The sequence below is a fragment of the Streptococcus sp. VTCC 12905 genome (assembly GCF_049893385.1).
Classification (GTDB): domain Bacteria; phylum Bacillota; class Bacilli; order Lactobacillales; family Streptococcaceae; genus Streptococcus; species Streptococcus suis_AA.
Genome location: NZ_JBMVJC010000001.1, coordinates 1 through 15990, shown reverse-complemented (window position 1 = coordinate 15990; position 15990 = coordinate 1). Strand labels below are relative to the sequence as shown.

The window sequence follows — 15990 nt, the reverse complement described above, 5'->3', positions numbered from 1 at the left end:
CATAATGTAATAAAACCTTGTCATCGTTCTATCTAGTTATTCGTAAAAAATAAAAAAAGAGGCTGGGCAGAAAGTCCATCCTCGCTTCTCAGAGTTCGTGTCAACATCTCAGCGCAGTGGTTGATTGGCTTTAACAGTCTGGGAGACTGTTAAAGGTAGGAGATAAGATTTGCACAGCAAATCTCAGCAGTTCGTGTTTCACACTCCAAATCTGACCATTACGACTGTTGCGAACAAAGTTCGCTTTATCTCCAACCTCAAACTGTCTCCCAGACAGTTTGAGCTGTGCGGGGGTGGGAGTTTAAAAGGTCTGGGAGACCTTTTAAAGTTGGAGATATAAGCTGACGGCAGTCAGCTCACATAAATTGAAGTCTAGGAATAGACTGTTTCAGCTCAACAACTAGAAATAAAGACTTGTTGACGAACTTTTTTTAGACTGTCGAGTTCTTTCCCACTCCCATTCTCCTATATTCGTTAAATGCTCTTTTAATTCTTTATACTGTATCTCTTCAAGATGGACGCCCTCCTGAGATACGATATAGCTAGAGACAAGATTGGCAAATTTCAAGCCTTGTTTTAGGTTTTTTCCGATTGCCAGTGCAGCCATCAAAGCTCCAACATGACTATCACCTGCTCCGATCGTATCTTTTACAGTTGCTGGAAAACTAGCCACTTTATGCCAGCCCCCATCAAAAGCAATCGCCCCATTTTTTCCTCTGGTCACAATCACTGCTCGGCCAGTCCGATTGAATAGCTGTATTGTAGCCTTCTCCACATCTACCTCATGAGTTAAATCAATTGATTCCTGCTCATTTACATGCAAGATTGGAGACAAATCCAGTAACTGTTGCATTCTTTCTGAAGCAATTTTATTTCCCCGCGGTCCAGGCGCAAAGATAATGGGAAGCGGACAATCTGTCAAACTATCGACCAATAGCTGCCCCGTTTCCTCTTCCAATTCTAATCCACAGACATAGATATATTCATAAGAGGATAAATCAAGTCCTTCCAACCAAGAGGGATCAAAACGATATTCTACTCCATGATGCGATAAAAATGTTCGTTCACCATCTGACTCTACAAAACAGTAGCAACAGCCATTTTCTCCATCTAAAGCAATTGACGTTTCAATACCTAGTTTCTTTAATTCACTTTTAACGAATGTTCCATAAAGACCTGAGCCAACCGGTGAAATAAAATCATAATCTACCCCGAGGTGGTGGAGAATAGTAACAACATTGAAAGCACAACCACCGAGAGACATAACTTGTTTTCTTATGTGCGTATCTCCTTGACGACCCGGTAGTTGATCCAAATATATCATTACATCACAGACTGTTGATCCTATGACCAAACATTTTCCCATAATTCTCTCCCGCATCTAAAATCATTCATCCAGAATAAAGTCATTTTAATTATATTTATTTAATTCAACGTAAGAGAAGAGGCTGGGCTCAAGACCAGAACCACTTCTCAGAGTTCATATCAACACTTCAACGCAGTGGGTGATTGGCTTCAACAGTCAGGGGGAGTGAAACCGTTCAGTGAACTGTTTCAGCCTGACGTGCGCCTTGCTATTCCCGCTTGTCTAATTCAACAAATTTCTAGGTTTAACCAATTCAAATTTAGGAGAGAGTTTCTTCAAACTTACGTGCCAAACTGGAAATAAATTTGTAAAGAGCAGAGTAACGTCCTAAATAATTTTGATTCCATGGCTTATCTCGACCAGCAAAATGTAAGAAAACTGTCTGGTCAATCACCCAATTCAAATTCCACTTTCCCTGACTTTTTATTTGATAAATCAAACTGTAGCGTGCATCATAGTTGTACACTTCATCTGGAATCGGGATCACCTTGTCAGCATAAAGACCATTAAGTACATCCTGATCAGGTAAAATCAATCGATTACGATTATTTTTGATAAAGTTTAAAATATCCTCTCGTTTCACATGGGAACGAATAGCTTTTAAGTTCATCAAGAGAACACCTGAATTGAAGTAAGAAGAATCCATTTCAAAATTTTTCAGTCGAAGCTTATTAATATAATCTAAAAGCTTACCATCTTCATTATGACTAGCAGCCACATAGTACTGCTCCCCCATCTCCATCTCATAAAGCTCCCCAAAACCATTTAGGCAAATCAAATCCGCATCTAAATAAAGGACTTTATCCACTTCTTCTGGTAAAAATTCATGTGCAAGAAGACGGTAATAAATGGTTTGAGGATAACGGTCTGTTGTAGGAGCACTTGCAAAAGTATCCTCTCCGACCACGATTGGATGATAAGTCATTCCCAGATTCTCCACAAAACGCTTGATTTCAGAGTGCTTTTTCAAAAGAACCTGCTGCATTAAGAACACCTGAAATGCCTGTTTTGGCATCTGTTGAACGATGGAGTATAAGACTACTTTAACCTGTTCAACATAAGCATCATCAATTACAAATAATAAATTCATATCTTTTCCCTTTTGCTGATGGATTTCCTTCATTGTATCACAAGCCATAGAAAAAACCAAACTCCCAATGGAGTTTGGAATAAGATATTATAAGTTTTCTGCTACACTGTTTAAGAGTGTTTGGATTGCAGAAGCATCACTACCACCTGCCATGGCCATGTCTGGCTTACCACCACCACGACCTGCTACGATAGGCGCAAGAACTTTGATAAGATTACCAGCATGTACATTACTTGATTTGCTAGCTACAAGGACATTGACCTTGTCACCGATAGAAGCGACTAGCACCAATACATCTGAGTAGTCTTTTTGTTTCCAGTTGTCCGCAAAAGTACGGAGAGCACCTGCATCCGAAACTTGAACTTGGCTGGCAATAAAGCGAACTCCGTTAGCTTCTTTCACATCTTTGAATACATCACCAGCTGCCGCTGCGGCTGCTTTTTCTTTCAGAGAAGCATTTTCTTTTTGCAATTCACGAACTTGTTCTTGAAGACTTGCAACCTTGTTTGGTACTTCCTTGATTTGTGGGGATTTGATAGTCACCGCTACTTCTTTCAAAGCATCTTCTTGGTCACGATAGGCAAAGAAGGCTTCACGGCCAGTCACTGCGATGATACGGCGAGTACCTGATCCAATACCCTCTTCTTTTAAAATCTTGAAGATACCGATTTCAGACGTATTGCTTACATGTGTACCACCACAAAGTTCGATAGAATAATCACCAATTGTAACAACTCGAACTTCTTTACCATATTTTTCCCCAAAGAGTGCCATAGCTCCCATTTCTTTAGCAGTATCAATATCAGTCTCTACTGTCACAACAGGAATAGCATTCCAGATTTGTTCATTGACTTCTTCTTCAATGCGACGAAGTTCTTCTGCCGTAACCGCTTCAAAGTGAGTGAAGTCAAAGCGTAGGAAGTCTTGCTCATTCAAGGAACCAGCCTGTGTTGCGTGTTCACCAATGATGTTGTGAAGAGCTGCATGGAGCAGGTGAGTTGCAGTATGGTTCTTCTCTACACCATTGCGACGTTTTGTATCAAGCTCAAGTGTATACACCTGACCAAGTGAAATGCTAGCATGTAGCTCAACCTTATGCAATGGTTGCCCGTTTGGTGCTTTTTGAACATCAAGGACAGTCGCTACAATATCGCCATTGGCATTTTTAACAACACCACGATCGGCAACCTGACCACCCATCTCCGCATAAAATGGCGTTTGATTGAATACTAATAATGCTTGACCTTCTGAAACTGCTTCTGTACGCTCATTTTCTGCAATGATTACAGATAATGTCGCGTCAAGCTTGGTTTGCCCGTATACAAAAGTTGAAGATTCTGTAATTCCAGCCAATGTTTCATTTTGCATTCCCATTGAACCACCTTTGACAACTGCTGCACGCGCACGATCTTGTTGCTCTTTCATCGCAGCTTTAAAACCTTTGTGGTCAATTTTATATCCTGCATCTTCAGCCAATTCTTCAGTTAACTCCACTGGGAAACCATAAGTATCATACAGTTTAAAGATATCCTTACCTTCAAGTGTATCCTTCCCTGCCTCTTTTAACTGAGCCAATAATTGATCTAAGTGACCACTACCAGCATCAATAGTACGGGCAAAAGTCTCTTCCTCGCGTTTTACAATCTTTTCAATAAAATCACGTTTTTCAAGTACTTCAGGATAGTAGCTCTCCATAATGTGACCCACAATTTCAACTAACTTATATAAAAATGGTCCAGAAATCCCCAAACGTTGACCATGCATTGAAGCACGACGGAGAAGACGACGGAGAACGTAGCCACGTCCCTCATTACCAGGGAGAGCCCCATCTCCAATGGCAAATGAAAGAGCGCGAATATGGTCCGCAATTACTTTGAAACTCATGTTATCACCATCTGGATCGTATGTTTTACCAGATAGTTTTTCAACTTCACGAATAATAGGCAAGAAGAGGTCAGTCTCAAAGTTTGTTTTAGCTCCTTGGAAAATAGCTGCTAAACGTTCTAAACCTGCACCCGTATCAATATTTTTATTAGGTAATTCTTTATATTCTGAACGAGGAACTGCTGGATCAGCGTTAAATTGTGAAAGTACAATATTCCAAATCTCGATGTAACGGTCGTTTTCAATATCTTCTTCCAAAAGACGAATACCGATATTCTCAGGGTCAAATTCAGTACCACGATCAAAGAAGATTTCTGTATCTGGACCAGAAGGGCCAGCACCAATTTCCCAGAAATTGTCTTCCAGTGGAATCAAGTGACTTGGTTCCACACCAAGTGAAATCCAACGATTATATGAATCTTTATCGTCTGGATAATATGTCATGTACAATTTTTCTTTAGGGAAACCAAACCATTCCGGGCTAGTTAGCAATTCAAAACCCCATTCGATTGCTTCATCACGGAAATAATCTCCAATAGAGAAATTCCCAAGCATTTCAAACATAGTATGGTGACGAGCAGTTTTACCAACATTTTCGATATCGTTGGTACGAATTGATTTTTGAGCATTAGTGATACGTGGGTTATCGGGAATCACAGAACCATCAAAATACTTTTTAAGAGTTGCCACACCAGAGTTAATCCAAAGCAAAGTCGGATCATTCACCGGAACAAGATTTGCAGAAGGCTCAACTGCGTGTCCCTTAGATTTCCAGAAATCCAACCACATTTGACGGATTTGAGCAGAAGATAATTGATGCATAATTAAAATACCAAGAGCGTTAAGAAAGCGAGAAGAAAATAGGAGACCAACGCTGTGCGCCAGCGCACTAGTCGGTCTATCTTTTTTCTCGACGCTTTTAGCTCGGGTTCAATTCAGAAAATTATCTAAATTGAACGTTTCCTTTCATATAGTAATAATTGAGGGGAAAGTCCGTAGCCCGAGTTCATTTCATAATAAACTCGATACCCTTTCCTTTCGTTTAGATATTTTGAGAAGTCAGCAATTGAAAGAAGCAACCCTTCCGGGCGGGTTCAATTTAACTAACTAGCTGAACTGAACGTTTTCTTTCATTTGTTTTTAGGTTGGCTTTTATTCGAAAATATCCTAACCGAACCATTCCTTTGTTAAAAATTTCAATTTGTTTTCAAAACACATATGGTTCCAGGGAACAGGAACCAACACCAATAGATTGCTTGTTTTTAGAAAAACTTTCAGTGATAAACTATTAAGAACTAGATGCAGCTTCCATCATTTCCACATAGTCAATGGCAACTACTAAAGAAATAACTAAATCAGCATAACCATCATCTACAACCGTTACAGAATAATGGGAAGTTAAATGAAAAAGTTCTTTGGAAATTTCAGCAACTAGTTGACCATCCGGAGTTCTCAAACGAAAATCAAGGTCCCAAAGATTGCCTTCTAAAAGCAAACCTAAATTTTCGACCGTATACCGGTCTTTAAAAAATGTTAATTTCTTTTGTAAATAGAAAGAATGGCCATTAGCCATAACAATTGTAAACTGAGGCAGGAAAGAAAACACTTTTTTCGTAATCTGACAAATTTCAATACCTTGGTCATTGGTAACAGTAAAGCGTTTCGGAATTTCTAAAAAACTTCCTTTAACTTGATAGGCCAATTGTCCAAAATTATCTTGGATGTCAAATTTTTCACCGCCAAACGTAAACCGTTGTTTCACTAGAAATTGTTTCATAATCACCTCAAAAAAATAACAAGAAATCAAACGAAGGGCGAAGAACCGCGGTACCACCTTCATTCAATGACTTGTCATTCTCATTTAAGAACCAGTATTCAGTAGTAAAGCATTTCTTATGAAAGATAGATCGGCTAAACTGTGAATCCAGGTTCCACTATTCAATTGTAGTATTAAGTAGCAAAATACTTGGCTTAGATGGCTCGCAACAACCGCCAATTTTCTGAACTAAGGTGTCAAGTATCTAATCTTAATATATGTTGCTCATTATTCACCAGATGAACTAGATTCAGTCGTTGATGATGAAGATTCTGTTGAAGATTCAGTTGTTGATGAAGATGAACTAGAAGATTCAGTAGATGAACTACTTTCTTCAGTTGTGATGTATTGTGACAACAAGTTTTGGAATGCTGAGTCTTTTACTTTCACATTCGCGTCTTGGAGAGCAGTCTTAATGACGTTAGAGACAAAAGTAGAATCTGCTTGTTTTTCAGCAAGAATGATTTCTTTCAATTTGTCTTTGTAATCTTTCCAGTTATCAGATTTCTCAGTCTTAGACTCTAATTTTACAACATAGTAGCTGGTTGTATATGTTGATGTATCCAAAACGGATATAACTGATGCACCGACTTGACCAGCATCCAAGGCGAAGATAGCGGTTTTTACTTCAGTTGGAACAGTAGTAGATGATGAGTCAAATGTAATTTTTCCACCATCATCTTTTGTATCAGTATCAGTAGAATTGTCTTTCGCTAATTGAGCAAAATCTGCGCCCTCTGCTTGTGCAGATGCAAGTACTTCTTTTGCTTTAGTCTCATCATCTAACCTAATAATACGAGCTGTTACTTCTGGTGTATAAGCTTCATAAGCACTCTTATATGCATCATCCGTTAACTCTTTTTCTGCGGCTTTCTTAACTGCATATTCAACCAATTTGTTTGTACGGATTTGATCTTTATATGTCTCCTCAGTCAAACTAGCTGATGCAAGTGCAGAGGCAAAAGAGTCACCATACTGCTCTGCCATATCATTATATGCATCATCTACTTCTTGAGCAGAAACTTTATCACCGTATTTTTTTTCGAATACGTCACTAATAATCATAGAAAGCAAAACCTGCTGTGCTTGAGAATTGTATTTTACTTTATCATAAAATTCTGAAACAGAGATGGTGCTACCTTTCATCGTGATGATGTCTTTATCGGCACTTGATGAACATGCTGCTAAAGTTGCAGCAGCCAATAAAGTTACCGCTCCTGCAAGAAATTTTTTAGTTTTCTTCATAGAAAAACTGTCTCCTTTTATTCAATAACCTCTATATTATAACACAAAAGCTTTAATTTTTCTTAAATTTCTTCTATTTCAAGGGTAATATTAGCACTATTCTTACGAATCATCAGTAATCCATCGCTCATTGGAACCAAACTAGCAGTCAAATCTTGATGATTTAAGGTTGCCTGAAACAAGCGTTGTAGACCCCTGTAGATGGTTCGTTGTCCTCTACGCACTTCCTTAATGTCCTTTGCGATATCACCACCTTGAAAAATATCATCAAGAACAATCAAACCACCCACTTTTACCTTTTTTAATACTTCCGGTAAAAAGACAATGTATTTAGACTTAGCAGAGTCCATGAAGACAAAGTCATAGGTATCATCAGGGAGAGTTGGTAACAAATCCATTGCTTCCCCTTCCAGCAATTCAATCTGCTGGCGCTGATCATATTTGGCAAAGTTTTCCTTAGCAAAACCAATCATTTCTTCATTTCGATCGATTGTTGTAACGTGTGATTTGGGACTGTTCTCAGCCATTAATAACGCCGAAAAACCAATAGCTGTTCCAATTTCTAATATTTCTTGAGGCTGCAAGGTTTGCATCAAAATCCGAAAGAAAGCAACTGTTTCATGTGGAATAATTGGAATATTTTCTTGACGAGCGAACTCTTCCAGTTCTTTCAAAAACCCTGTATTTTGCGCCTGACGTGTTCGCATAAAGTCCACAATTTCTTCCTTAACGACAGGACGGCGCATATTGTGATTTGCGTTTTTACTATATGATTCGACCATAGAATCCATTATATCATAAGCCGACAAGATTTTCTTCATCAACACACTAAAAGGTAGGTTTCCCCACCTTTTCTTTACATTTTTTTGGCGTAATCAATTCGATACCCTAAATTTCCAGCTAGTTCTTGAAGTCGAACAAAAGTCGCTTGCTTACTGAAAAAGAGATAGTAATTATCGGTGTCAATATCCACTGCCCCTAGACAAAAATGTTCATCAAGATATTTGCTATCAATGACTCTTGCCCATTCTGAAATAGAGGCAGCTGGATTTAATCCATCCGAATCCAATTTGAGAGAAATCCCTGCATTGCGGACTTGATGAAGACGGTCAAAAAAGTAGATAAAATCTTCAAGATTGTCCTTATAATCACGCACACAAATATAATCAAAATGCTCTAGTAATTTTATCAAGATTATCCAAAGATTTTCCTTTTCAGACTCCCCAACACGGTCCAAGAAATCATCAAATGAATCTGGTTCTAGGATGCGTTCAATAGAGTTTAAAATCTGATTCGGATCACTAGCAAAAACCACATCTCTAAGCTGGAGAAATAGCTCCCTATCACCATTTGACATGAGGTCCGCCAGTTCAAAAATATCCTGTAGCAGTTCTTCCGTTAACATAGTACCTCCACTTTATGAATTTGAAAAGTCCCATTTTATATACGGTGCTACTTGCTCTACAAAATGGTATATATCATTAAAATCTGAACCATCAAGCTTATTCAAATTGACGACTGCAAGTAGTGCTCCCTTATTTCCTACAATTCGCAGACGTTTCGACTGATAGCCACGATAGACAGGAGAAACAAGGTAGCGAATCTCCGCAATCTCATCTAAAGAATGGCGCTGATAGTCTCCTGCTGCTTTGCTTTGATATTCTAAATACTGCTCATTCAAGACAAAGACAGCTCCCTGTTTGCGCAAGAAATAAACATATAATGCTAACGGAATGCTCAGCAATAAATAACACAATCCCGAAACCAATGCTGGTTCCGGCTTTGTCATTAAGCCAATTCCAATTAAAACCAAACCAATACTGACTGCAACTGGTATCACAATCGAACGCTTATAGGAAATCATTTTAGAGATGTAACCCTTTTTCAACAAGCTCTTCCAATTCAGTTAGGCGTGCTTCAAAAACTTTGAAAGCATCGTTAAGATAGTCTTCCTTGGTCATATCTACACCAGCTTTTGCAATGACGTTGAGGGGATAATCTGAGCTACCAGCCTTCAAGTAGTTGAGATAGTTTTCTTTGTCTTCTGGACTACCATTGACAATCTTGTTTGCGAGAGCTGATGCTGCCGCAAAACCTGTCGCATATTGATAGACATAGAAATTGTAATAGAAGTGTGGGATGCGAGCCCACTCAAACTGGATTTCTGGGTTTTCTTCTGCAGAAAGTCCGTAGTATTTTTCGTTAGTCTGAGCGTATAATTTATTGAGGAAATCAGCCGTCAAGACTTGACCTTCTTGGTCTGCCTTATAGATAGCTTGTTCAAACTCGGCAAATTGTGTCTGGCGGAAGACTGTACCACGGAAACCATCTAGGTAATGGTTGAGAATAGCAAAGCGTTCCTTGTCATCTTCTACTTCTGCCAATAGTTTTTCTGTCAGAAGGTTTTCGTTGGTAGTTGACGCAATTTCAGCTAAGAAAAGTGAATAATGGCCATAGACATAGGGTTGAGTCTTACGAGTCAACATGGAATGAAGAGAATGTCCTGTTTCATGGATAAGGGTGTACATGTTATCCAAGTTATCTTGCCAGTTGAGAAGCATGAAGGCGTTTGTGTCGTAGGCACCACCTGAATATGCTCCTGAGCGTTTTCCTTCATTGACATGGACATCAATCCAACGATTCTCATAGGCTTCTTTTACAATAGCCGAATAATCCTCACCGAAGATTTCCAAGGTTTCTTGGCATTTTTTGAGTGCATCTTCATAGGAAATCTTGGTGCTAAAATCTGACAATGGCGTGTACATATCGTACATCTTCAAGTCGTCAATACCCAAGAGTTTCTTTCGCAGATTGATATAACGGTGCAAGAGCGGGAGGTGCTTGTTGACTGCCTCAACTAATGTATCGTAAACAGATTCTGGAATAAAATTGGCTGCAAGAGATGCGTGACGGGCTGAGTCGTACTTCCGCAAACGTGCTTTCAGGTTATTGACCTTAACGTTTGACTGCAGAGTCTTAGCGTAGGTATGCTGAAACTGCTCATAGGTTCCGTACATAGCCTCATATGCTTCTTGACGGACGTCGCGGTTTTTAGACTCCATAAAGTGGATGTAGTTACCGTGAGAAAGTGGTACCAAATGTCCCTCTTCATCCGCAATTTCAGGGAATAGGATACTTGCATTATCCAAAACAGAGAAAGTTTCAGCTGGAGATTCAAAAATCTCACTCGTAGCAGCCAATACTTCTTCAATTTCTTGTGACAAAACATGGTCCTTAGCTGCTAAGAGTTTTTCAAATTGATGGCTGTACTGCACCAAAGTTGGCTCTTCATCCATGAATGCTTTCAACTGTTCCTCAGTAATAGCCATAAATTCAGGTTCATAGAATGCAAAAGCCTGTGAAAAGGCCGAATACAAGCCCATGGCTTTAGCCTGAAATTCCTGGTATTTACCTTCACGAGTATCTTGATCGTTCTTCATAGACGCATAGACATAGAGTTTTTCAATGCGACGCATGAGACCGAGTTGTGTTTCACTAATATCTAAGAGACTTTTAGCCGAATCAAGCAAGTGGCCAGCAAAATCCTTTGCCGTTTCAGTTTCTGCTTGTAATGAAGCTAATTCTTCTTCCCAAGCTTCATCGCTTGGAAAAATAGTGGTCAAATCCCACTGGTATTTTTCTTCAATTTCATGACGTTGTTTAGACATAATAAATCCTCCGTATTCCATATTTTAACATAAAAATGCCCCACTTTCCAACGGGAGGTGAGAACGATTGCATTATTTTTTAAGGTAAATAACTGGTGGATAAAGGACTTGATTTCTCTTGTCTTTAACCCTAGCATAATAGCCATCAAAGTCCTGGTAAACCGAGTTCAAATTTACCTGTATCTGGGCAAAGCCAATGGCAGAGCGGGGCAGTCGGATGTGGGGAAACCAGTCAAATACTGTCTTGGTCAGTAGATTTTCTCCACGTCCATAAGCCTCCGCTTGCAGAGCGAGCCATTTGGGGGATTTGTAAAAAAGCTGTTGAGCAATGTAGCGAGGCAAATCCTCATCCATAGGACAAGTCATGCTAGATAGGATTTGCTTGGCAAAGGGCTGACGCAAGATTTCCAATAAATTTCCCTCGCCAAATGGAAAAACCTTTGTCAGACAGTGGACCTTACCTCGTAAGTCTTCATGAATAAGGTAACGGAGCCGCAATTCTTTTTTCTCGTCATCCAATTCCCAGAGGTGAAAACCCATATTCATACTAAAAGAGAGAAATTGCTTGTGCAAATTGGTCAGTCGTTCCTTGAGCCACAAATCCTTGCCAAGCAACCAAAGAACCAGATAACCAGCCTCACGATAGGCTTGCGTCCTCAGCTGCAAACGAGAAATCGGCAGACTGGAACATTGGACTTCCATGACTAAACAATCATTGACAAATAAGTCCGCTATCTGACCTAACTCCTGCAGGCATTTTTCAAGTTCAACTCGTTCGGTATTGACTAACCACCTGTACAGACAAGACTTGAGTGACAGATGTTGGGTGGACTCATTCTCGGAAAAATAGTGGCAGTCCCGCAGGGTGACGTGGGCAAAGTGCGAACGCAGAACTTTTCCGGATTTGTATCGGACTAGGCCTCCACAACCTGGACAAAAATATCGACCTTGTGGCGCAGGATTTTCCAAGACATTAAAAACTTGCCCATCTTCATCAAGTGCAATTAACATAGAACCTCCTTTCTATATTAGTTCGCAAAAAAACACCCAGATTCACTGAGTGTTTGAGTTATCTTACCCAATCTGACTGCCGTTTGGCACAGATGGATCGACAGTTAAGAGTGTTAAATTGTCACCATGTTCGGCTGAGAGGATCATGCCCTGGCTGAGCAAGCCCATCATCTTACGCGGCTTGAGGTTGGCAACGATTTGGACTTTCTTACCGACCAACTCCTGCTCATTTGGATAGTATTTGGCGATACCGGACAGGATTTGGCGGTCTTGACCGTCACCTGCGTCCAGACGGAACTTGAGCAACTTGTCAGATCCCTCTACTTTGGCTACTTCTTTGACTTCGGCCACACGGATTTCTACCTTGTCGAAGTCCTCGAACTTGATCGCAGCTTTCTTATTTTCGAGTTCTACGTCAGCTGGGTCCCACTCTTTTTCTTCCTCTTGGGAAATAGCAGAGCTGCCACCCATTTGGGCTTGGATATAGGCGATTTCCTCTTCCATATCCAGTCGTGGGAAGATAGGCGTGCCTTTTGCGACCACTGTCAAACCAGCTGGAAGACCTGCAAAGTCAAGGTTTTCAAGGTCAAATACAGTACCCAAACCAAGCTGTTCCATAATGGCATTAGACGTCGTCATCATGAATGGTTGAATGAGGTGCGCCACCACACGAAGACCTGCTGTCAAGTGAGCCATAACCGCTGCCAACTTGTCGCGGTCAGCTTCTTCTTTTGCCAAGACCCAAGGTGCAGTTTCATCAATGTACTTGTTGGTACGGGAGATGATATTCCAAACAGCTTCCAAAGCGCGTGGATAGTCAACTGCTTCCATATACTTGTGGTATCTTGCCAAGTTGTCAGCTACTACTGCCGCCAAGTCTGCATCAAAATCAGTCACGTCGGCAACAAAAGTTGGCACCTGACCACCAAAATACTTGTTTATCATAGCAACCGTACGATTGAGCAAGTTTCCAAGGTCGTTGGCTAGTTCGTAGTTGATACGACCAACATAGTCTTCTGGCGTGAAGGTTCCGTCAGAACCGACTGGTAGACTACGCATGAGGTAGTAACGCAGTGGATCCAAGCCGTAACGCTCGACTAACATTTCTGGGTAAACAACATTTCCCTTAGACTTAGACATCTTGCCATCTTTCATGACAAACCAGCCGTGAGCAACCAAGCGATTTGGCAGCTTCATATCCAACATCATAAGCATGATTGGCCAGTAAATAGAGTGGAAGCGAAGAATGTCCTTTCCAACCATGTGGTAAACAGTTCCATTCCAGAACTTATCATAGTTGGCTGTCTCTTCCTGACCGTAGCCCAAAGCAGTCGCATAGTTAAGCAGAGCATCTATCCATACGTAAACAACGTGTTTTGGATTAGACGGAACAGGTACTCCCCATGTAAAGGATGTACGGGATACTGCCAAATCTTCCAAGCCTGGCTCGATGAAGTTTTTCATGATTTCATTCATTCGACCATCAGGTTGGATAAAGTCTGGGTGAGCATTGAAGAATTCAACCAATTTATCTTGATATTTGCTGAGGCGGAGGAAGTAAGATTCTTCTGATACCCAAGCAACCTCATGTCCACTTGGAGCAATCCCGCCTGTTACCTTACCATTTTCATCACGGAATACCTCTGCCAATTGGCTTTCTGTGAAGAATTCTTCGTCTGAAACAGAGTACCAACCAGAATATTCACCCAAGTAAATATCATCTTGAGCCAGCAATTTTTCAAAAACATCTGCCACCACTTGTTCATGGTAATCGTCTGTTGTGCGAATAAACTTATCATATGAAATATCAAGAAGTTTCCAAAGTTCTTTCACGCCGACCGCCATGCCGTCTACATAAGCTTGTGGAGTTAATCCAGCATCTTTTGCCTTTTCTTCGATCTTTTGACCGTGCTCATCAAGACCTGTTAAATAATAGACCTCATGCCCCATAAGGCGTTTGTAACGAGCCAATACATCGCAGGCAATGGTCGTGTAAGCTGAACCGATATGAAGTTTTCCAGACGGATAATAAATCGGTGTGGTGATATAAAACGGTGTTTTTGTCATGCTTTTTTTCCTTTCAAATTCAGAGCAAATGAAACTCTGTTATTGACAATACTTCATTTTATCATAATTTCAGCTAAATCACAAAATGGTTCTCATTATTATTCTTCTTCCATCTATGCTATACTATACTGTAATCACTGTAATCCAAATAGAAAGAGGTATGCTATGTTTACTAAGAAAAATTGTCTTATCCACCTTTTCTTCATTGTTATCGCTGCTGGACTCTATCGTTACGGTATCAAGGCGCCTGATTTAACATGGAATATGTTTTTGGCCTTGGTTTCATTAGATTTTGCCATTCTGACCCATTTTTCTAAAAACGGATTCATCAAATTCATCACCGTTGTCCTTTGGCTTTTCTTTTATCCTAACACATTTTACATGGTGACAGATATTGTTCATATGCACTTTGCCAACACAGTTCTATGGCAAAGAGAAAGTATGATTCTATTTATGCTTTATGTCCCAAGTATTTTCTTTGGGGTCATGAGCGGCGTGGAGAGTTTAAGACTTATCTTCTCCGCTTTTGCCATCAAGTCCTATTGGCTCCGCCTAGTCCTAATTGGTGGCCTGTCCTTTCTCTCTAGCTTTGCAATCCATATTGGTCGCTATGCTCGACTGAATTCCTGGGACATTTTTACACGACCAACTGTCGTTGTCAATGAAATGATCGATGTTATTTCATGGGAAGCTCTGCCATTTATTTTAGGATTTACATTTATCCAAATTATGGTTCTGGTCTTTGCGATTGATGAATAAAGAAAAAACGGAAACAGTTTTGAACAGCTGCTTCCGTTTTACTTTATTCGATATGAGGTTGTGGAAAAATATCTTCCAAATCAGAAATTATTTCTTGATGAGAATCCAAATAATAGTTTTCCTGATCCGAATCTGTAAGCTTTTCAGTATCTAATAACATATTTCGATAAGGGTTAAGAATCTTTCTACCATCTTCTTTATCAACTTCACTAATCTGTCTCTGACCTGTCGCAACCTCATCCAAGTCTCCATACCTTGAAAGTATGTCTTCTATCCAGTCGCGCTTGGCCTTGTTAAGCTCCACCATTCTTTTTATTAGCCAGTCTTCATAAGTATTCTCATCTGTTATTTTCGATTGAACTTCAACAGTTTGATAAAACTGAATCTTTCTTTTGGGGCTAATATAATTGCAATCTGCTTCCTACAAGAATTTACGAAAGTTTAGGTTTATTTTCTAGAATCTAAAATAGAATTGGAAATCATCTTATTTATGTCTAGATAGAAAAACATCGTATACTAGTTTTTTAAAGTGCTTTATCAAATTATTGATGATACACATTATTACATTACCGGTAAGAAAATGAGGCCTACTAGATTGGTTAAAGGCTAAGTCAGTATGTTAGCTGCAGATATGGGACAAGGGATATATAGTCAAGCAGAACCAGGAAGCAAGTAAGTTACTTCATTTATTAGGAATAACTTGGGATTGTCGAACTGTCGGATATGAAGATATTCAAAAGTTAGGGAAAAACTGCATGCACAACACAATTTATAACTCAAAAAATCTCCCAAAACGTTTATTTGATAGCATTTAGAGAGCTTTTTTGTTTTTCAACTGACAAACTCGGGAGTAACACTTTTTTGATGATGTAGATAAAAAATTGTCAAACAATTTTAGTTTATTGTATAATAAGTTTGAAAAAGGGATTGAGCGCCAACTCAATCCGCCATGTTCGTTTCCTTCTGTTTTTTTGGGGAAACGACGAGGCTGGGCAAAAACTAGCCAGTAAATAAAAAACACAGATAGATTCAAGCTGATTTTGATGAAATTCAGCCGAACTATCTGTGTTTTTCTTTTTATCTC

The 15990-nt window shown here is 39.7% G+C and carries 14 protein-coding genes; 1 reads left to right on the top strand and 13 read right to left on the bottom strand.

The window, feature by feature from the left end; translation table 11 throughout:
• Positions 1 to 400: 400 nt before the first annotated feature.
• The 11 genes from ACPC58_RS00070 to metG all read right to left on the bottom strand — a co-directional run bounded on the left by ACPC58_RS00070 (position 401) and on the right by metG (position 14147).
• On the bottom strand, positions 401 to 1366 hold the full coding sequence (locus ACPC58_RS00070) for a carbohydrate kinase family protein (RefSeq protein ID WP_434064885.1): 966 nt from the start codon (positions 1364 to 1366) through the stop codon (positions 401 to 403).
• Between the two features lie 259 nt (positions 1367 to 1625).
• Complete coding sequence (locus ACPC58_RS00065; protein ID WP_217373919.1) at positions 1626 to 2456, bottom strand: glycosyltransferase family 8 protein; 831 nt, start codon at positions 2454 to 2456, stop codon at positions 1626 to 1628.
• Positions 2457 to 2543: 87 nt separating this feature from the next.
• Positions 2544 to 5162: an alanine--tRNA ligase gene (gene alaS, locus ACPC58_RS00060; RefSeq protein WP_434064884.1), complete on the bottom strand. Its 2619-nt coding sequence runs from the start codon at positions 5160 to 5162 to the stop codon at positions 2544 to 2546.
• Positions 5163 to 5628: 466 nt separating this feature from the next.
• Positions 5629 to 6117 carry an LURP-one-related/scramblase family protein gene (locus ACPC58_RS00055; RefSeq protein WP_217373921.1) on the bottom strand — a complete coding sequence of 163 codons (489 nt, stop codon included), beginning with the start codon at positions 6115 to 6117 and terminating at the stop codon, positions 5629 to 5631.
• A 267-nt stretch (positions 6118 to 6384) separates the two neighbouring features.
• A complete protein-coding gene (prsA, locus tag ACPC58_RS00050) occupies positions 6385 to 7401 on the bottom strand; it encodes a peptidylprolyl isomerase PrsA (protein ID WP_217373922.1) in 1017 nt (338 codons plus the stop codon).
• Positions 7402 to 7463: 62 nt separating this feature from the next.
• Entirely contained in the window at positions 7464 to 8183 is a 720-nt protein-coding gene (locus ACPC58_RS00045) for an O-methyltransferase (RefSeq protein ID WP_217373923.1), read from the bottom strand.
• 74 nt (positions 8184 to 8257) lie between these two features.
• The gene (locus tag ACPC58_RS00040) at positions 8258 to 8806 is read right to left on the bottom strand and encodes a DUF6630 family protein (protein WP_277837029.1); all 549 of its coding nucleotides are present in this window, start codon (positions 8804 to 8806) and stop codon (positions 8258 to 8260) included.
• 12 nt (positions 8807 to 8818) lie between these two features.
• On the bottom strand, positions 8819 to 9265 hold the full coding sequence (locus ACPC58_RS00035; protein WP_434064952.1) for a hypothetical protein: 447 nt from the start codon (positions 9263 to 9265) through the stop codon (positions 8819 to 8821).
• Between the two features lies 1 nt (position 9266).
• Positions 9267 to 11069 (bottom strand): oligoendopeptidase F, encoded by a 1803-nt coding sequence (gene pepF, locus ACPC58_RS00030; protein ID WP_434064883.1) that lies wholly within the window; start codon positions 11067 to 11069, stop codon positions 9267 to 9269.
• A gap of 72 nt (positions 11070 to 11141) precedes the next feature.
• The gene (locus ACPC58_RS00025; RefSeq protein ID WP_434064882.1) at positions 11142 to 12080 is read right to left on the bottom strand and encodes a competence protein CoiA; all 939 of its coding nucleotides are present in this window, start codon (positions 12078 to 12080) and stop codon (positions 11142 to 11144) included.
• 63 nt (positions 12081 to 12143) lie between these two features.
• Positions 12144 to 14147, bottom strand: coding sequence for a methionine--tRNA ligase (metG, locus tag ACPC58_RS00020; protein ID WP_434064881.1), 2004 nt, complete (start codon positions 14145 to 14147; stop codon positions 12144 to 12146).
• Between the two features lie 165 nt (positions 14148 to 14312).
• On the opposite strand from metG, the gene ACPC58_RS00015 reads away from it, so the two are divergent.
• On the top strand, positions 14313 to 14906 hold the full coding sequence (locus tag ACPC58_RS00015; RefSeq protein ID WP_434064880.1) for a DUF1361 domain-containing protein: 594 nt from the start codon (positions 14313 to 14315) through the stop codon (positions 14904 to 14906).
• A 43-nt stretch (positions 14907 to 14949) separates the two neighbouring features.
• On the opposite strand, the gene ACPC58_RS00010 is transcribed toward ACPC58_RS00015, so the two are convergent.
• Positions 14950 to 15213 (bottom strand): hypothetical protein, encoded by a 264-nt coding sequence (locus ACPC58_RS00010; RefSeq protein WP_434064879.1) that lies wholly within the window; start codon positions 15211 to 15213, stop codon positions 14950 to 14952.
• Between the two features lie 504 nt (positions 15214 to 15717).
• On the bottom strand, positions 15718 to 15990 hold a 273-nt coding region (locus ACPC58_RS00005), incomplete at its 5' end, for a hypothetical protein (protein WP_434064878.1).